General features: G+C 52.0%; 16 protein-coding genes. 10 read left to right on the top strand and 6 right to left on the bottom strand.

Going from position 1 to position 18,574, the window contains the following annotated elements; translation table 11 throughout:
* Positions 1-14: 14 nt before the first annotated feature.
* Complete coding sequence (gene pckA, locus D9736_RS16055) at positions 15-1,637, bottom strand: phosphoenolpyruvate carboxykinase (ATP) (RefSeq protein ID WP_130208983.1); 1,623 nt, start codon at positions 1,635-1,637, stop codon at positions 15-17.
* Between the two features lie 378 nt (positions 1,638-2,015).
* On the opposite strand from pckA, the gene D9736_RS16050 reads away from it, so the two are divergent.
* Positions 2,016-3,740, top strand: coding sequence for a DUF4153 domain-containing protein (locus D9736_RS16050; protein ID WP_130258696.1), 1,725 nt, complete (start codon positions 2,016-2,018; stop codon positions 3,738-3,740).
* Between the two features lie 130 nt (positions 3,741-3,870).
* On the opposite strand, the gene hslO is transcribed toward D9736_RS16050, so the two are convergent.
* The 4 genes from hslO to igaA form a co-directional block, all read right to left on the bottom strand.
* The gene (hslO, locus tag D9736_RS16045) at positions 3,871-4,749 is read right to left on the bottom strand and encodes an Hsp33 family molecular chaperone HslO (protein ID WP_130208979.1); all 879 of its coding nucleotides are present in this window, start codon (positions 4,747-4,749) and stop codon (positions 3,871-3,873) included.
* Positions 4,750-4,773: 24 nt separating this feature from the next.
* Complete coding sequence (gene hslR / locus D9736_RS16040; RefSeq protein ID WP_130258695.1) at positions 4,774-5,175, bottom strand: ribosome-associated heat shock protein Hsp15; 402 nt, start codon at positions 5,173-5,175, stop codon at positions 4,774-4,776.
* Positions 5,176-5,185: 10 nt separating this feature from the next.
* A complete protein-coding gene (gene yrfG / locus D9736_RS16035) occupies positions 5,186-5,854 on the bottom strand; it encodes a GMP/IMP nucleotidase (RefSeq protein WP_130221392.1) in 669 nt (222 codons plus the stop codon).
* 64 nt (positions 5,855-5,918) lie between these two features.
* Positions 5,919-8,054: an intracellular growth attenuator protein IgaA gene (gene igaA, locus D9736_RS16030; RefSeq protein WP_130217656.1), complete on the bottom strand. Its 2,136-nt coding sequence runs from the start codon at positions 8,052-8,054 to the stop codon at positions 5,919-5,921.
* A 321-nt stretch (positions 8,055-8,375) separates the two neighbouring features.
* Between igaA and nudE the strand changes: the two genes are divergently transcribed.
* Positions 8,376-8,936 carry an ADP compounds hydrolase NudE gene (nudE, locus tag D9736_RS16025; RefSeq protein ID WP_126511443.1) on the top strand — a complete coding sequence of 187 codons (561 nt, stop codon included), beginning with the start codon at positions 8,376-8,378 and terminating at the stop codon, positions 8,934-8,936.
* A gap of 148 nt (positions 8,937-9,084) precedes the next feature.
* On the opposite strand, the gene mrcA is transcribed toward nudE, so the two are convergent.
* Positions 9,085-11,637, bottom strand: coding sequence for a peptidoglycan glycosyltransferase/peptidoglycan DD-transpeptidase MrcA (gene mrcA, locus D9736_RS16020; RefSeq protein WP_130208973.1), 2,553 nt, complete (start codon positions 11,635-11,637; stop codon positions 9,085-9,087).
* Positions 11,638-11,756: 119 nt separating this feature from the next.
* On the opposite strand from mrcA, the gene hofM reads away from it, so the two are divergent.
* The 8 genes from hofM (at position 11,757) to damX (ending at position 18,500) form a co-directional block, all read left to right on the top strand.
* Entirely contained in the window at positions 11,757-12,536 is a 780-nt protein-coding gene (gene hofM, locus D9736_RS16015) for a DNA utilization protein HofM (RefSeq protein ID WP_130258694.1), read from the top strand.
* Positions 12,536-13,075, top strand: a complete 540-nt coding sequence (locus tag D9736_RS16010) for a PilN domain-containing protein (protein ID WP_130258693.1) — start codon at positions 12,536-12,538, stop codon at positions 13,073-13,075. Before hofM ends, D9736_RS16010 begins: the two co-directional genes overlap by 1 nt.
* Positions 13,059-13,499 carry a DNA utilization protein HofO gene (locus D9736_RS16005; protein WP_130258692.1) on the top strand — a complete coding sequence of 147 codons (441 nt, stop codon included), beginning with the start codon at positions 13,059-13,061 and terminating at the stop codon, positions 13,497-13,499. Before D9736_RS16010 ends, D9736_RS16005 begins: the two co-directional genes overlap by 17 nt.
* Positions 13,489-13,893 (top strand): DUF2531 family protein, encoded by a 405-nt coding sequence (locus D9736_RS16000; protein ID WP_130258691.1) that lies wholly within the window; start codon positions 13,489-13,491, stop codon positions 13,891-13,893. The genes D9736_RS16005 and D9736_RS16000 overlap by 11 nt, the downstream gene beginning before the upstream one ends.
* Positions 13,805-15,043, top strand: a complete 1,239-nt coding sequence (hofQ, locus tag D9736_RS15995; RefSeq protein ID WP_130258690.1) for a DNA uptake porin HofQ — start codon at positions 13,805-13,807, stop codon at positions 15,041-15,043. Before D9736_RS16000 ends, hofQ begins: the two co-directional genes overlap by 89 nt.
* Positions 15,044-15,443: 400 nt before the next feature.
* Positions 15,444-15,965, top strand: a complete 522-nt coding sequence (aroK, locus tag D9736_RS15990; protein ID WP_001507994.1) for a shikimate kinase AroK — start codon at positions 15,444-15,446, stop codon at positions 15,963-15,965.
* Positions 15,966-16,021: 56 nt separating this feature from the next.
* Positions 16,022-17,110 carry a 3-dehydroquinate synthase gene (gene aroB / locus D9736_RS15985; RefSeq protein WP_130208963.1) on the top strand — a complete coding sequence of 363 codons (1,089 nt, stop codon included), beginning with the start codon at positions 16,022-16,024 and terminating at the stop codon, positions 17,108-17,110.
* Between the two features lie 91 nt (positions 17,111-17,201).
* The gene (gene damX / locus D9736_RS15980; RefSeq protein WP_130258689.1) at positions 17,202-18,500 is read left to right on the top strand and encodes a cell division protein DamX; all 1,299 of its coding nucleotides are present in this window, start codon (positions 17,202-17,204) and stop codon (positions 18,498-18,500) included.
* Positions 18,501-18,574: the final 74 nt, after the last annotated feature.

Below are 18,574 nucleotides of genomic sequence, written 5' to 3'. Positions count from 1 at the left end.
GAAATATTAACCGATTACAGCTTCGGACCTGCCGCTACCAGCGCGGCACCCGCTGGGGTGTCGGTGTATTTATCGAAGTTGTCGATAAACAGTTTCGCCAGCGTTTCAGCTTTTTCCTGCCACTGTTCCGGGGAAGCGTAGGTGTTACGCGGATCGAGGATCTTCGTATCAACACCCGGCAGCTCGGTCGGGATCGCCAGGTTAAACATCGGCAGAGTGAAGGTTTCTGCGTTATCCAGCGAACCGTTGAGGATGGCGTCGATAATGGCGCGGGTATCTTTAATGGAGATACGTTTGCCAGTGCCGTTCCAGCCAGTGTTAACCAGATATGCCTGCGCGCCCGCTGCCTGCATACGTTTTACCAGCACTTCTGCGTATTGAGTCGGGTGCAGCGACAGGAATGCCGCGCCGAAGCAGGCAGAGAAGGTTGGCGTCGGTTCGGTGATGCCACGCTCTGTACCAGCCAGTTTGGCGGTGAAGCCTGAGAGGAAGTGGTACTGAGTTTGATCGGCAGTCAGGCGAGAAACCGGTGGCAGTACGCCAAAAGCATCTGCGGTCAGGAAGATAACTTTAGTCGCGTGGCCCGCTTTGGAAACTGGCTTAACGATGTTATCGATGTGATAGATCGGATAAGAAACGCGGGTGTTCTCGGTTTTTGAACCATCATCAAAGTCGATGGTGCCATCTTCACGTACAGTGACGTTTTCCAGCAGCGCATCGCGACGGATAGCGCCATAGATTTCTGGCTCTGCTTCTTTCGACAGTTTAATGGTTTTCGCGTAGCAGCCGCCTTCGAAGTTAAACACACCGTCATCGTCCCAACCGTGCTCGTCATCGCCAATCAGACGACGTTTCGGGTCGGTGGAAAGGGTGGTTTTACCGGTGCCGGAAAGGCCGAAGAACACCGCAACATCGCCTTTCTCGCCAACGTTGGCGGAGCAGTGCATAGAAGCGATACCTTTCAGCGGCAGCAGGTAGTTCATCATTGAGAACATCCCTTTCTTCATTTCGCCGCCGTACCAGGTGCCACCAATCAGCTGCATGCGCTCGGTGAGGTTAAACGCCACGAAGTTTTCAGAGTTCAGACCCTGTTCTTTCCACTGCGGGTTGGTGCACTTCGCGCCGTTCATGACGATAAAGTCAGGTTTGAAACCTTCCAGCTCTTCATCACTCGGGCGAATAAACATGTTCTTGACGAAATGCGCCTGCCAGGCCACTTCGGTGATGAAACGTACGGAAAGGCGAGTATCCGGGTTAGCGCCACAGAAAGCATCAACCACAAACAGGCGTTTGCCGGAAAGCTGTTTGGTCACCAGGCCTTTCAGATGTTGCCAGGTTTCCGGAGAGAGAGGTTTGTTGTCGTTCTTACCTTTGCCTTTGTCTGCCCACCAGAAGGTATCGCGAGTGGTATCGTCGCGGACGATATACTTATCTTTTGGTGAACGCCCGGTGAAGATCCCGGTATCCACGGCAACGGCACCCAGATTAGTTAACACCCCTCGCTCATAACCTGTCAGGCTCGGATCGAGCTCTTCCTGATACAGCAGGTCGTAGCTTGGGTTGTAAACGATATCATGAACGTCACTGATACCATAAGCCTCGAGTTCTTGCGGGGTCAAACCATTGTTAACGCGCATTTCACTGCTCCTTAGCCAATATGTATTGCCTGAATAGTAAAGTCTTTTTGGGGGTGTTAACCGCGACAAGGCTCATAGATTTACGCATCTGGAGAAATTCATATTTGACAAAAAACTCCGTGATTCCTGTCACGAAACGGTTGCTATTATCGCAGAAATGGCATTCCAGGTGTGGAAAATGTTCCTAAAAGGTTAAAAGTTAGTTTAATTGGCCATTATAATGTGAGTTAAATCTCATTCCTGATTGAAATTTATGCAAAATCAATCAGTAAAGTATCGATTCACCACCGCAAAATTTTTTGTAAATTTTTCTTAAAATAAATATTAGTACTGCCTGAATGCAATAATTAACCTTCCTTTTGATTCCGGATCACGAACATGGATAACGTTGAACTTTCACCTGCAACACGGTGGGGAATGGTCGCCACTGGATTAATCCAGGGGCTGGTTTGCTATTTTCTGATAACCTGGCTGGCTGTGGACAATAACAACTGGCTTGTTTACGGCATTCCTGCGACCGTGGCGCTTTCATCCGTTTTGTTATTCACCGTGGAATCCTTCAAACAGAAGCGTTTGTGGGGGTGGCTGGCGCTGGTATTTATTGCCACCCTGGCGATGAGCGGCTGGCTGAAATGGCAAATTGATGGCATGAGTCCCTGGCGAGCGGACCAGGAACTCTGGGAATTTGGTTGTTATCTGCTGTTAATGGCGATGTTGTTATTGCCCTGGATACAACTGAATTTGCACGAAAGAAAAGAGCAAACGAACTATAGCTTTTTTTACCAGTCAGCGTGGCATAACGCTCTAATATTGATGGTGATTTTTATCACTAATGGTCTGACATGGCTGGTGCTTTTACTGTGGAGTGAGTTATTTAAACTTGTTGGCATCACGTTTTTCAGTACCCTCTTTTTTTCAACCGACTGGTTTATTTATCTTACGCTGGGCCTGGTTACCGCGCTGGCAGTCATTCTTGCGCGGACTCAATCGCGGTTAATCGCCTCTATTCAAAAGCTCTTCACGTTAATCGCCACAGGTTTGCTACCACTGGTTTCACTGCTGACGCTGCTGTTTATTATCACTTTGCCCTTTGCTGGTTTGAATGCGATTTCCCGCCACATCTCCGCCGCTGGGCTGCTTTTAACTCTGGCCTTTTTGCAGTTGCTCTTAATGGCCATTGTCCACGATCCGCGAAAAGCATCGCTTCCCTGGACTGGCCCATTGCGTTGCCTGATAAAAATGTCTCTGCTGGTGGCGCCGCTCTATGTGCTGATCGCTGCCTGGGCTATATGGATGCGGGTCGCTCAATACGGCTGGACTACCGAACGCTTGCACGGCGCACTGGCGGTGGTGGTGTTACTGGTCTGGTCGCTGGGGTATTTCGTCAGTATTGCCTGGCGTAAAGGGCAAAATCCCCTTGTTCTTCAGGGCAAAGTGAACCTTACGGTTTCGTTATTGGTGCTGGTGATACTGGTGCTTCTTAATTCGCCGGTGCTGGACAGTATGCGCATTAGCGTGAACAGCCATATGGCGCGTTATCAGAGTGGCAAGAACATGCCAGACCAGGTAAGTATCTACATGCTCGAACATAGCGGTCGCTATGGACGTGCAGCGCTTGAGTCGCTGAAAAGCGATGTCGAGTATATGAAAGACCCGAAACGCAGGTGGGGTCTGCTGATGGCGTTTGATGGAGTGCAACGTCTTCAGCAGCAGATATCGGAAAAAGCATTAGCTGATAATGTATTTATTGCCCCAGGTTCTGGAAAGCCGGATATGACATTCTGGTCGGCAGTGATGAAAAATCGCTATAACGCAATGATATGTATTGAAAAAGATGCCTGCGTGCTGGTAGAGCAAGATCTGAATAGTGATGGTAGGGCAGAGCGGATCCTGTTTGCCTTTAATGATGAAAGATACATTGTCTATGTTATTGATCCTGCCGGGAAAGAATGGAAAGAGATTACGATGAGTTCACTCCCGCGTGTAATAACGAAAGAGAAATTACTCACAGCGGCGAAGAATGGAAAACTGGGGACGAAGCCTAAGGTGTGGCGCGATCTTACGGTGGATGGTGAAACGCTGGATTTGAATCTGAATGAGTGACAGCGCGTTTGGATGCTGCGCCTTATCTTACCTGCGATAAATTGCATTTAATCCGTAGGCCAGATAAGCGCAGCGCATCAGGCAATTTAGTTATGATATCCGGCAGAGTCACCTCTGCCGGACATGGCGATTAATGTACCTGCGGATCTGCCGGAGACGCATTGTTGCGGATCTCGGCAATATCCATTGCATTGAACAGATAGTGGTTACCACAGTAATCACAATGCATGTCAATTTCGCCTTCTTCCGCGAGGATGCTATCAACTTCTTCATCCGGCAGCGTTTTCAGCGCGCCTGCGCAACGTTCACGCGAGCAGGTGCATTTGAATTCAACATCCTGCGGATCGTAAACCGTCACCTCTTCTTCGTGGTACAAGCGCCACAAAACTTCGTTTGCCGGTAACGTCAGCAGCTCTTCAGTTTTGATGGTTTCGGTCAGCGTCGCAAGGTGGTCGAAGTCGTCTTGCTGGGCATTTTGCGCAGGCATTACCTGTAACAACATACCGCCCGCAGCCGGTTTGCCGTCTACGTCACCGGTGCGAATAAACAGGCGCGTCGGCAGCTGTTCAGAACGCATAAAGTAATCTTCCAGGCAAGCCGCCAGGGTATCACCTTCCAGACCAACTACACCCTGATAGCGTTCGCCTTCGCTCGGGGTAATGGTGATCACCACGTAACCATTGCCGACCAGCGTTTTCAGGTCGGCATTTTCTGGAATTTCGCCCTGCACGCGCGCCACACCGCGCATCTGCTGTTTGTTGTTACCGTTAATAACCGCCAGATTCATCGGACCGTCGCCTTGCAGCTGTACGGTGATATCACCATCAAACTTCAGCGTAGCGGTCAACAGGCTGGTCGCGACCAGCAGTTCTGCCAGCACGTTTTTCACCGGCTGCGGATAATCGTGATTCTCAAGGATCTGTTGCAGGGTTTCCGAAACGGTTACCAGTTCGCCGCGAACGGCAAAGTTTTCAAACAGATAGCGATGTAATTGGTCATGTTGCGGCATAATCATCTCTCTTGCAGGTGACAGTTATTCACTGTCGCCGTGTTTAAATCGTAACAGGTCGCGGCGCTCTTTTTTGTCCGGGCGCCGGTCCGGGTGCGGCATGGTTAAGGCATTAAGTTTACGTGCCAGCGCCATTTTTTCGCGTTTCTCTACACTTTCCGCAGTCTCTTCATACAGCAAGGCTGCCTCGCTGGCGGGGCGACGCTGTTCAGTAATCGCCTTTACAATCACCGTTCGTTCGTCATTTCCCTGGCGCAGCGTGAGCGTGGCATTCAGCTCGACGACTTTACTCGGCTTGCTGCGTTGCCCGTTGTAATGCACCTTACCGCCTTCAATCATTTCGCGGGCCAGCGCGCGGGTTTTATAAAAACGGGCGGCCCATAGCCATTTATCCAGTCGAACCTCAACAGCCGGTTTTTCTTTCATGGCGTCTCCTTCACATTAGCGAGGGGATCAGGCGGCGGTAGTCATTCAGTGACGGATGGCGTTCATACTGTTTTTCGGCTATTCCAGAGTCAGGGTTGGTGACGCCGAGACAGTAACGAATACCAAATTGCGCGGCAGCATCGAGAATGGCTTCGCTGTCATCAATAAACAGCGTTCTTTCAGCTTTCAGACCCGTAGCTTCGGCCACCGCATGCCATAACCGCTGATCCTCTTTCGGATAACCAAATGTGTGGGTGGAAAGTAATAAATCAAGGTGTGCGTCCAGACCCGTATGCTCAAGTTTAACGGCCAGGTTATGTGGATGGGCGTTAGTGAGCAAAATTCGCTGCTTGCCGCTGGCTTTCAGCGCTTCGAGAAACGGAATAGTATCTTCACGCAACACTGCACGCGGCCCCATCTCGGTGGTCATCGCACAGATATCCAGACCCAGTTGCTCGCTCCAGTAATCAAGACAGTACCAGTTTAGCGTATGCTGCACGTCGTGATATTGCTGGCGCATATATTCCATTGCTTCCTGTGGCGTAACACCGTTTTGCGCGCCCCATGTTTCAGGCACCAGTTTTTGCCAAAAATAGTTATCGAAGGCGAGGTCGAGCAACGTGCCGTCCATATCCAGCAGAACGGTGTCTACGTCCTGCCAGGCAATGTTGATATGCATGGGGGAAATCTCCAGAGTGAAGCAATTTGCGCGACAGGGTAGCATAACCTGCCGCGCAAACGTGTTATTCGATGAGGCTTTCTGAAGACGTGAGCAGCGTCGGATTCAGGCAGCTTTCGTAATATTCCTTAATCTCCATCATGCGGGTGCGATGACGCTGGTAACGACGCCAGGCCTGCACGCCATTATAGATGGCACAGCCGAACATCGTCAGTAGCAGTAATGTGGTGCCGAGATAGCGCCACAGGCCAGAACGGTCCGGAATAGGGTGCAAGCTGATATGCTGCGTACCGTTGGCATCGGTGAAAATATTGGTGACGATCCCCTCGGCGTTAAACGGTGTATGCATCAACATTTGCGCCAGCTTCTGGAAAGCGTTCCATTGTTCTTGCGCCGGGTAGTCATAAAGCGAGGCTGCTGGCCACGGTTGATCGACAAAATCGCTGCCTTCGTCGCTGACAATCAGGAAGCCGCCAGGCGCTGGGCTATTCAGTGATTGTGCTGCTCGCGCCGTTTCATGAGTGATAAACGGTGCGGTGGAAGTCGCCACCAGATTATCCAGCGATTCTGCGCTCACCGGGCGGAGTAATACATTCACACCATCAAGTTTTCCTGCGTTGGCGCGTTTTACCAGTGCGTCCCAGTCCTTACTGTTGCCGAGATTCACCAGCGCATTTTTCAACCGAACACAATCATCTTTGGCGGCACAGAGATCGGCGGTCTTCAGTACGATGTCGCCAAAGTCATCAAGCAAAACCATGCCGGATTTCTGAATTGCTGAACGCAATGTGGCGCTGACGCGAGATTCATCATCCGGTTTCGGGTGCAACTGGCGGTTTACTGCTTCGGTCAACGCCGTAGCTTTGTTAACCAGTTCCGATTCTGGTAATGGCAATGAACGGGCGTCATTCCAGATGATTTGCGAGCAGTCAAACGGCAAAAACGGTGAATTGGTTTTCGCGCTCCAGGTGCCGGAAGTGCGGATATTACACATGCCTGTACCACTTAGACGTAAGGTATCGCCTACGCGTACGCCAGCGTCCGCAAGTTGTTTAACACTGGTGGCCTCAATAGTCTGCGCGCCTTTCATCCACGAGAGAGTGAATTTCAGCGGCATATCCAGTGGGATCCAGAACAGCAGCATAAACAAGACAATCAGCGAACCGGCTGCGATAACCGTGCTGCGTAGCCAGTGCTGCAACGGGAAGTTTTTTACTTCGTCATGCAGCGAAAGATAGCGCCCCTGGCGCACGACGTGACGGTCGAGGTAGATATCGATATCGGTTTGTTGTCCGAGATCCTGGGCAATGTAAGGTTGCCAGTGCGCGGGGTAGACCAGATCGATAATACCAAGCGAAATATTGTTAATCTGTTCCTGAGAGTTTTCACCAAATAGCCCCCAGCGACGCGGTGTCCCGCGCAGGCAGTGGATTTCCCTTAGGGAAGATTTGGCAGGTGGCGCATATAATCCCCACAGGCCCGCGCCCAGCAGCAGTAGCGCGCCGCCAACCAACCACGGGACAAATACATCTGGGGTCACCAGGCAGAAATAGAACATCAGGAATGAGGCGACAATCAGCAGCGCTTCCCGCAATCCTCGTGGGCGGCTAAGTGCATACTCTTCGTGCGTTTCCTGGCGAATGTTGAGCAACTCAATTTGTTCGCTCTCTTCACCGCGAATCGATGCCTGTGTTGATGGAATAGGTTGTAACGTGTAACCGCGAGTCTCCTGCATATACTCTTGCAGCGTATGGCCGTTGAGTGAAATGACTAATGGGAGTGAGTCGGTATAAATCAGTTCAACGGTGTTTTCGTCGTTGATGTACTGCTCCCAGAAAGGCGGCAGGTGGACTTCTACCGAGTCAAGGTAGTAGCGCCATTTATTGGGATCGTCGGTAGAGATGCCATAACGTGTGATAGCGTGCGTCAGCATCATCACATTATTGCTTTCGGCGTTCAGCGTCAGAGAGACAGGCGCCGTGCTGGCACCCGTCGGGCCGGGAACCTGCAAAATCTGCGTCAGGCTCTCGAGATAATTTTCAACAGCGCTACGTTCTTCCGGAGTGAGTTTGCGCGTTTGCGCATCAGCGAAGGCGTTAGCCCAGGGCAATTGTCGCCGCCTGGTGCGGGTTTTTATCAGCCATCCCGCAAGTAGTGAGCAGGCCAGCAAAGCAGCTAAAAAAATCACAATGGTGCTCATGCTTTCCCCATCTTACTTAATTTGTCAGGCGTGATTATTCGCACCCTGGACACAATATAGGATTCTGCGGTTGGCTATCGGCAAGCGTGGAGTTGAACTTGAGCATCATTAAGCGCATCCCAGTAACCGCTGATCATAGCAAACCCTCTGAGGGCGGAATATCAGCAAATTCCTGGAGTTATTTCAACCTATTGACTTTTAATTTGATTTGAGAACGATTATTTATCAGGTTGCATAAATGTAAATAACATGCAATTCACATTGCCGAAACGGTGTCCGATATCGCACAATAAATACTGATTTCACTGCAAAGATTCCACAATGAGAAAATCATTACAAAAACCCACCATTCTGAATGTTGAAACTGTAGCCCGTTCCCGACTGTTTACCGTCGAAAGCGTGGATCTGGAGTTCAGCAATGGCGTGCGGCGTGTTTATGAACGAATGCGTCCAACCAACAGGGAAGCGGTGATGATTGTGCCTATTGTGGACGACCATCTGATCCTGATTCGTGAGTACGCGGTGGGAACTGAATCCTACGAGTTAGGGTTTTCGAAAGGGCTGATTGATCCCGGTGAAAGCGTCTACGAAGCAGCTAACCGCGAGCTAAAAGAAGAAGTGGGATTTGGTGCGAACGATCTGACTTTTTTGAAGAAACTCAGCATGGCGCCGTCTTACTTTTCCAGCAAAATGAATATCGTGGTAGCGCAGGATCTCTACCCGGAGTCGCTGGAAGGCGATGAGCCAGAGCCGCTACCGCAGGTTCGCTGGCCGCTGGCGCATATGATGGATTTGCTTGAAGATCCTGACTTCAATGAAGCGCGCAATGTCAGTGCGCTGTTCCTCGTGCGCGAGTGGTTGAAGGGGCAGGGGCGGTTGTAAATACGTAGAGCTTGCCTGATGCGCCATGCTTATCAGGCCTACGAATTTTCTTCAATGTATTGATTTTTCAAGATGTTTCACGCTGCATCCGGCATGAACAACGCGCACTTTGCCAGCAAACTGAAAAGGCGCCGAAGCGCCTTTTTAATTAGAACAATTCCTGTGCCTCACCATTATCGATAATGGTCGTTCCCACCTCGCGCACCGCCTGCTGTGTAGGCTGTGTACCTTCAATGAAGTACTCTTCGCGGCTGTTGCCGCCGCTGGCCAGTTGCCCAGTGCTGCGATCGATATTCACCGTCACAATACCCGGCGGCGGCGTCAGCGGTTGTTCCGGTACGCCTTCCAGAACGGCTTTCATATAAGCGTCCCATGCAGGCTGCGCGCTTTTAGCACCACCTTCATAACCAGAGATCTGATCTTTAATTGCCCCGGAAGCCGTGGTATGACCGAGATTACGACGGTGATCGTCAAAGCCAATCCATACTGAGGTTACTACGCCTGGTCCGTAACCCGAGAACCATGCATCCTTCGAGCTGTTGGTGGTCCCGGTTTTCCCGCCGATATCATGACGTTGCAAATCACGACCTGCGCGCCAGCCAGTACCTTGCCAGCCTGGTTCACCAAAGATATTGGTGTTCAGTGCGCTCTTAATCAGGAATGCCAGCGGAGTGCTGATAACGTGCGGTGCATACTCCTGCGCGCCGGTCTTCGCGACTAATGTCTGATTAGCTTGCTCTAGTTGCGGCATCGGCACCGAAACATTTTGCTGCTCGCGGGAGATAGCCACGTCTTCAACGTCGTTATTTTCCAGCACGTTCGATTTTTGCGTATCGCCGTAAATCACCGGGATATCGCATTCCGGGCAAGCTACTTTCGGTTTCGCTTCGAAAATCACGCCGCCCTGGTCGTTTTCAATTTTGCTGATAAACCACGGATCCACCAGGAAGCCACCGTTCGCCATTACTGCGTAGCCGCGCGCCACCTGCAGCGGCGTGAAGGACGCGGAACCCAGCGCCAGCGATTCGGTATGAACAATGTTTTGCGCCGGGAAGCCGAAGCGTTGCAGATACTCTGCAGCGTAGTCAACGCCCATAGCCCGCATTGCACGCACCATCACTACGTTCTTCGACTGGCCCAGTCCCTGACGTAAACGGATTGGACCGGCATATTGCGGCGGTGAGTTTTTCGGCTCCCAGTCAGAACCAGCACCGGCGTCCCAGCGGGAAATCGGCACATCGTTCAGCATACTTGCCAGCGTCAGACCTTTATCCATTGCTGCGGTGTAGAGGAACGGTTTGATATTCGAACCCACCTGACGCAGCGCCTGAGTTGCGCGGTTGAACTTGCTCTGGTTGAAGTCAAAGCCACCCACCAGCGCCATGACGGCACCGTTTTGCGGATTGATCGACACAAGCGCCGAGTTCACCTCTGGCACCTGCGCCAGCCACCAGGCATCGCCAACCTGGCGAACCCAGATCTGCTGACCCGTTTGCACCACATCAGTCACTTTACGCGGCGTCGGTCCCTGTTGAGTGTCTGAACGGTAAGGACGCGCCCAGCGAACGCCTTCCATACGCAACGTTACGGACGTTCCGTCAGCCAGCATCGCTGTCGCTTCCTGCGGATTGGTGCTGGTAACTGCGGCAGGCAGCAGCGGACCGTAAGTCGGCAACGCTTTCAGAGTATTGGTTATCTTTTTGGTGTCCCACGCCGTCTCACCCACTTTCCACAGCACATTAGCCGGGCCGCGATAACCGTGACGCATGTCGTAGTCCAGCACGTTGTTACGCACCGCTTGCTGCGCGGCCTGCTGAACTTTGCGGGTAATGGTGGTGTAAATGCGATAACCGTCTTCATAAGCGCTTTCGCCGTAACGGCTATACATCTCCTGACGCACCATTTCGGTGAGATACGGCGCCGAGAACGCAATTTCCGGCGCGTGATAATTGGCGTTAATCGGCTCACTACGCGTCTGATCGTATTGCTGCTGGGTGATATACCCTTCGCTCAACATACGTGACAGCACAACGTTACGCCGCGCGACGGCGCGATCCATTGAGTAGAGCGGGTTGAAAGTGGATGGGGCTTTTGGCAGCCCGGCAATCACCGCCATTTCGTTCAGCGTCAGTTGGTCGACCGTTTTACCGAAATAGACTTGTGCCGCAGCACCGACACCATAGGCACGGTAACCGAGGTAAATCTTGTTCAGATAAAGCTCGAGGATCTCGTCTTTAGTCAGCAACTGTTCAATACGAATCGCGAGGAAGACTTCCTTAATCTTACGCATCAGTGTGCGTTCCGGACTGAGGAAGAAGTTTCTCGCCAGTTGCTGGGTAATGGTACTCGCCCCTTGTGACGCGTGACCAGAGAACAACGCCACACTTGCCGCACGGAAGATCCCCACCGGGTCAACGCCGTGATGCTCATAAAAGCGGCTGTCCTCCGTCGCGATAAAGGCTTTCACCATTTCCGGCGGGATTTGATCCAACGTAACCGGAATACGACGCTTTTCACCATATTGCGCAATTAGCTCGCCATCGGCGCTGTAAATCTGCATCGGAATTTGTAGGCGAACATCTTTTAATGTCGCCACATCCGGCAGTTGTGGCTCGATGTAGCGGTAGAGGCCATAAATCGAGCCTGCTCCCAGCAGAATGCAACAGACTGCAAGGATCAATAAATACTTTACGAACTTCACTGGAAATTTCCGATTTGGTTTCATTTGGGCAGTTTATAAACAAACGCGCGGTAGTATAAAGGCAAGCCAGACGCATTGATATACCCGTCAGAGTGACGGGTGATAAGGAGATCATCACAATGGCATTTAAGAACTGGCAAATTGGGTTGCATTTACAACAGCAAGAAGCGGTGGCGGTTGCTATCGTGCGTGGTGCAAAAGAATGTTTTTTGCAACGTTGGTGGCGTTTGCCGCTGGCGACAGACATTATCAAAGATGGACGCATTCTCGATACAGAGCGGCTGGCAAAAACGTTGTTACCGTGGAGTCGTGAACTGCCGCATCGACATCACATTATGCTGGCATTTCCTGCTGGTCGAACGTTACAGAGGGCATTTCCACGCCCGGCGATGTCTCTCGGTGAGCGAGAGCAAACGGCATGGCTGGCAGACACAATGGCACGCGAGTTGGATATGGAACCGGACTCTCTGCGCTTCGATTATAGCGAAGATTCACTAAGCCCGGCCTATAACGTGACCGCCGCGCAAAGCAAAGAGTTGGCAACGTTACTTACCCTGGCAGAAAGATTGCGTGTTCACGTTAGCGCGATTACCCCAGATGCCTGCGCTTTACAACGGTTTCTGCCTTTTTTACCCCCTCACAAGCAATGTCTGGCCTGGTGTGACCACGAACAGTGGTTGTGGGCGACGCGTTATAACTGGGGGCGCAAGCTGGTGGTGGGGATGACAAGCGCGAATGACCTTGCAGCGATGTTATCCGTGGACCCCGACAGTATCGCAATATGCGGCGAAGGCGGATTTGACCCCTGGGAGGCGGTTTCTGTTCGTCAGCCGCCGCTACCGCCACCAGGTGGAGACTTCGCCATTGCGCTGGGGTTGGCGCTTGGGGAGAGTCGCTAATGAACCCACCAATCAATTTTTTGCCCTGGCGACAGCAACGCCGTGCGGCCTTTTTTCGCTTCTGGTTGCAGATGTTTGTTGCCCCTCTGCTGCTGACCGTAGGGATAACGCTAATGCAGCGTCTGGCATATAACGCCGAAGCACGCGTAGACGCCATTTTGCTCGAGGGAGAACAACAACTCGCCCGTAGCTTACAGGTCACTAAGCCACGTTTGCTGGAACGCCAACAGTTACGCGAACAGCATTTGCGACGTCAGCGTCAGCGACAATTTACCCGCGACTGGCAACCAGCGCTGGAAGCGCTGGCGACGCTTTTACCAGAAAAAGCCTGGCTGACCACGCTGAGCTGGCAGCAGGGAACGCTGGAGGTCAAAGGACTTACGTCGAACATCACAGCACTAAATGTGTTGGAGAAGTCACTCCGTGAGGATGCCTCTTTTCAGCTCAACCAGCGAGGGGCCACGCAGCAGGATGCACAAGGGCGCTGGCAATTTGCGTATCAGTTAACAAGGAAGGTTAGCGATGAACTCGCTCTTTGACTGGTGGTTTACCACATCTCCTCGTACCCGTCAGTTTGGCTGGGCAGTCTGGTTGCTGGTGTTATTCACAATCATCGTTCTTTCATTGGCCCATCAGGAAGAGAGCGACGCATTAATTCGACTGCGGGCAAGTAATCACCAGCAGTGGGCTGCACTGCATCGCCTGGTAGACACCACACCCATCCGCGAAGAAAAGACGTTGCCCTTTTCGCCGCTGGATTTTCAGTTGCCTGGCGCGCAACTGGTTTACTGGCATCCGTCAGCCCAGGGAGGCGAGTTGGCGTTGAAAACGCTCTGGGAAGCGGTGCCGTCGGCATTTACACGACTGGCAGAGCGCAACGTCAGCGTAAGTCGTTTTTCGTTAAGCGTGGAAGGTGATGAACTCTTGTTCACGCTCCAACTGGAGGGGGCGAATGATGGCTAAACGTTGGCTGCTGGCTGGTGTTGCATTATGGCTATTAACCGGCATGCGCGACCCGTTTAAACCACCGGAAGATCTATGCCGGATTAGCGAACTTACCCAGTGGCGCTATCAGGGGATGGTAGGAAGAGGCGAGCGCGTTATCGGCGTAATAAAAGATGGGCAAAAGAAATGGCGACGGGTGCAGCAAAACGATGTGCTGGAAAACGGCTGGACGATCTTACAGCTGACGCCAGACACACTAACGCTGGGAACCGGGACAAACTGCGAACCGCCACAATGGTTGTGGCAACGGCAAGGAGATACAAATGAAGCAATGGATAGCCGCACTACTGTTGATGATGATGCCCATCGTGCAGGCGGCAAAGCCGCAAAAAGTGACGCTGATGGTGGATGACGTTCCGGTTGCTCAGGTTTTGCAGGTGCTGGCCGAACAGGAGAAGCTAAACCTGGTGGTGTCGCCAGACGTCAGCGGTACGGTGTCGTTACATCTAACAGATGTTCCCTGGAAGCAGGCACTACAAACTGTAGTGAAAAGCGCCGGACTGATAACGCGCCAGGAGGGCAACATTCTCTCAGTGCATTCCATTGCCTGGCAGAATGACAATATCGCCCGCCAGGAGGCGGAGCAGGCGCGGGCGCAGGCAAATCTGCCGCTGGAAAATCGCAATATTACTCTGCAATACGCCGACGCCGGAGAGCTGGCGAAAGCGGGGGAGAAGCTACTGAGTGCCAAAGGGAGTATGACCGTCGATAAACGCACCAATCGCCTTTTGCTACGAGATAACAAAACGGCGTTAAGCGCCCTTGAACAGTGGGTAGCGCAAATGGATTTGCCGGTAGGCCAGGTTGAACTGTCGGCGCATATTGTCACCATTAATGAAAAAAGTTTGCGTGAGTTAGGCGTGAAATGGACGCTGGCCGATGCGCAACACGCTGGCGGCGTTGGGCAAGTAACTACGCTCGGTAGCGATCTCGCGGTGGCGACGGCGACGACGCATATCGGTTTTAACATTGGGCGGATCAACGGACGTTTGCTGGATCTGGAGCTTTCCGCACTAGAACAGAAACAGCAACTGGATATTATCGCTAGCCCACGTTTACTGGCTTCGCATCTCCAGCCTGCCAGCATTAAACAGGGAAGCGAAATTCCGTATCAGGTTTCCAGTGGTGAAAGTGGTGCAACATCGGTGGAGTTTAAAGAGGCGGTACTGGGAATGGAGGTCACGCCCACGGTGTTACAAAAAGGTCGCATCCGGCTGAAATTACACATCAGCCAGAACGTTCCGGGGCAGGTCCTTCAACAAGCCGATGGCGAAGTGCTGGCAATTGATAAGCAGGAGATCGAAACGCAAGTCGAGGTCAAAAGCGGAGAAACGTTGGCGCTGGGCGGCATTTTTACCCGTAAAAATAAATCGGGTCAGGATAGCGTACCGTTGTTGGGTGACATTCCCTGGTTCGGGCAATTATTTCGTCATGATGGAAAAGAAGATGAACGACGTGAGTTAGTGGTGTTTATCACGCCACGACTGGTTTCCAGTGAGTAAACCGCCGCAAAAGCGGTGATGTTTTTACGTTGAACGTGTTTCATCTATTTGACGCGCGCAGGTATTTAGCATACAAGGAGTACCGATTTGAGAGTTGGTGCTCTTAGCTGCCTGCGTTTTATGATGATGATTTATCATTCAGGCGGCATTTTGCTGTCTTTTTTACGCTAATCTTACCCGGTGATTTATCGCCAAAGCGGTGATAGCAAGGCAGCATGCCTGCAGCGACCAGATATGCAGAGGGATGGGCGATTTATTCAGTTGCCAAACCTGCTGGAGTATTGAGATAATTTTCAGTCTGACTCTCGCAATATCTTATGAGGTTTCAGTTCATGTCCTGCTGCGCTCTCTGAGCGAAGCGGGTTTATCATTAACGAATAGTCTTAGTAGTACCGAAAAAATGGCAGAGAAACGCAATATCTTTCTGGTTGGGCCTATGGGTGCCGGAAAAAGCACTATTGGGCGCCAGTTAGCTCAACAACTCAATATGGAATTTTACGATTCCGATCAAGAGATTGAGAAACGAACCGGAGCTGATGTGGGCTGGGTTTTCGATTTAGAAGGCGAAGAAGGCTTCCGCGATCGCGAAGAAAAGGTCATCAATGAATTGACCGAGAAGCAGGGTATTGTGCTGGCTACTGGCGGCGGCTCTGTGAAATCCCGCGAAACGCGTAACCGTCTTTCCGCTCGTGGCGTTGTCGTTTATCTTGAAACGACCATCGAAAAGCAACTTGCACGCACGCAGCGTGATAAAAAACGCCCGTTGCTGCACGTTGAAACACCGCCACGTGAAGTTCTGGAAGCGTTGGCCAATGAACGCAATCCGCTGTATGAAGAGATTGCCGACGTGACCATTCGTACTGATGACCAAAGCGCTAAAGTGGTCGCAAACCAGATTATTAACATGCTGGAAAGCAACTAATTCTGGCTTTAAATACACTCGTCTGCGGGTACAGTAATTAAGGTGGATGTCGCGTTATGGAGAGGATAGTCGTCACTCTCGGGGAACGTAGTTACCCAATTACCATCGCATCTGGTTTGTTTAACGAACCAGCTTCATTCTTACCGCTGAAATCGGGCGAGCAGGTGATGTTGGTCACCAACGAAACCCTGGCTCCTCTGTATCTCGATAAGGTCCGCGGCGTACTTGAACAGGCGGGTGTTAACGTCGATAGCGTTATCCTCCCTGACGGCGAGCAGTATAAAAGCCTGGCAGTACTCGACACCGTCTTTACAGCGTTGTTGCAAAAGCCGCATGGCCGCGATACTACACTGGTTGCACTTGGCGGCGGCGTGGTGGGCGATCTTACCGGTTTCGCGGCGGCGAGCTATCAGCGCGGCGTTCGCTTCATTCAAGTCCCAACGACGCTATTGTCGCAGGTTGACTCCTCCGTTGGCGGCAAAACCGCGGTAAACCATCCCCTCGGTAAAAACATGATTGGCGCGTTTTACCAACCTGCATCGGTGGTGGTAGATCTCGATTGTCTGAAAACGCTTCCTCAGCGTGAGTTGGCTTCGGGGCTAGCGGAAGTCATCAAATACGGCATTATTCTTGACGGCGAGTTTTTCCATTGGCTGGAAGAGAATCTCGACGCGCTGCTTCGTCTGGATGGCCCTGCAATGGCGTACTGTATTCGCCGCTGCTGTGAGCTGAAAGCAGAAGTTGTCGCCGCCGACGAGCGTGAAGCTGGCTTACGTGCTTTACTCAATCTTGGACATACCTTTGGTCATGCCATTGAAGCTGAAATGGGCTATGGTAATTGGCTACACGGTGAAGCGGTTGCTGCGGGTATGGTAATGGCGGCGCGCACATCGGAACGTCTCGGGCAGTTCAGTTCTGCCGAAACGCAGCGTATTATTACCCTGCTCACGCGGGCTGGGTTACCGGTCAATGGGCCGCGCGAAATGTCCGCGCAGGCATATTTACCGCATATGCTGCGTGACAAGAAAGTTCTTGCGGGAGAAATGCGCTTAATTCTTCCGCTGGCAATTGGTAAGAGCGAAGTTCGCGGCGGTGTTTCGCACGATATCGTTCTTAACGCCATTGCTGATTGTCAGTTAGCGTAACAACAAGAAAGGTCAGGCCGCTTATCCGGCGGTTTATTAGCTTCAGGTTAATTGCAACGTGGTAAGCATTAACCTTTTAGTGGGGTGTTAAATGGATGAATTCAAACCAGAAGACGAGCTGAAACCCGATCCCAGCGATCGTCGTACTGGTCGTTCTCGTCAATCTTCTGAGCGTTCTGAACGTACTGAACGTGGCGAACCGCAAATCAATTTTGATGATATTGAACTTGATGAAACTGACGATCGCCGTCCGACTCGTGCGCAAAAAGAGCGCAATGAAGAACCGGAAATCGAACAAGAATATGACGAATCCGAAGATGAAACGGTGGATGAAGAGCGCGTAGAGCGTCGTCCGCGTAAGCGCAAAAAAGCAGCCAGCAAACCTGCTTCTCGTCAGTATATGATGATGGGCGTCGGTATTCTTGTTCTGTTGCTGTTGATCATCGGTATCGGTTCTGCGTTAAAAGCCCCCTCGACCTCTTCCAGCGATCAAACTGCGTCTGGCGAGAAGAGTATTGATCTTGCTGGCAATGCGACCGATCAGGCGAATGGCGTGCAGCCAGCACCGGGAACCACGTCTGCGGAAAATACTCAGCAGGATGTTTCTCTGCCGCCGATTTCTTCTACGCCGACCCAGGGGCAAACCCCGGCGACAACGGATGGTCAACAGCGTGTTGAAGTACAGGGTGATCTGAACAATGCCCTGACCCAGCCGCAAAATCAGCAACAGCTGAACAATGTGGCGGTAAATTCGACATTGCCGACCGAACCCGCAACGGTTGCGCCAGTACGCAATGGCAATGCATCGCGCGACACGGCAAAAACGCAAACCGCTGAACGTCCGACCACCACGCGTCCGCCGCGTCAGCAGGCAGTGATTGAACCGAAAAAACCGCAAGCAACTGTGAAAACCGAACCGAAGCCGGTAGCACAGCAACCGAAGCGTACCGAACCAGCAGCGCCAGTGGCGAGCTCGAAGGCACCGGCTGCGACTTCTACGCCAGCGGCAACGCCAGCGCCGAATGCGACTGCCAGCACGGAGCCGACACAAACGGCATCTCCGGCGCAAACCACGACAACACCAGCTGCTGGGGCGAAGAGCACGGGTAATGTTGGTTCGTTGAAATCGGCACCGTCAAGCCATTACACTCTGCAGTTGAGCAGTTCCTCTAACTACGACAACCTGAACGGTTGGGCGAAGAAAGAGAACCTGAAAAACTACGTTGTCTATGAAACGACGCGTAATGGTCAGCCGTGGTATGTCCTGGTTTCTGGCGTGTACGCTTCGAAAGAAGAAGCGAAAAAAGCGGTATCTACATTGCCAGCCGATGTCCAGGCCAAAAATCCTTGGGCGAAACCGCTGCGTCAGGTACAGGCCGATCTGAAGTAATCAAGGCTATTTCCCGCAATGGATAACCGTTGCGGGAACTGCCTGAAGCGCTGGATGCTGTCGGAGCTTTCTCC

The sequence above is a fragment of the Escherichia sp. E10V10 genome (assembly GCF_004211985.1).
In the GTDB taxonomy this organism is placed as follows: domain Bacteria; phylum Pseudomonadota; class Gammaproteobacteria; order Enterobacterales; family Enterobacteriaceae; genus Escherichia.
Note: the sequence above shows the minus strand (reverse complement) of the source record. Positions and strands in the feature narration are given on the sequence as shown.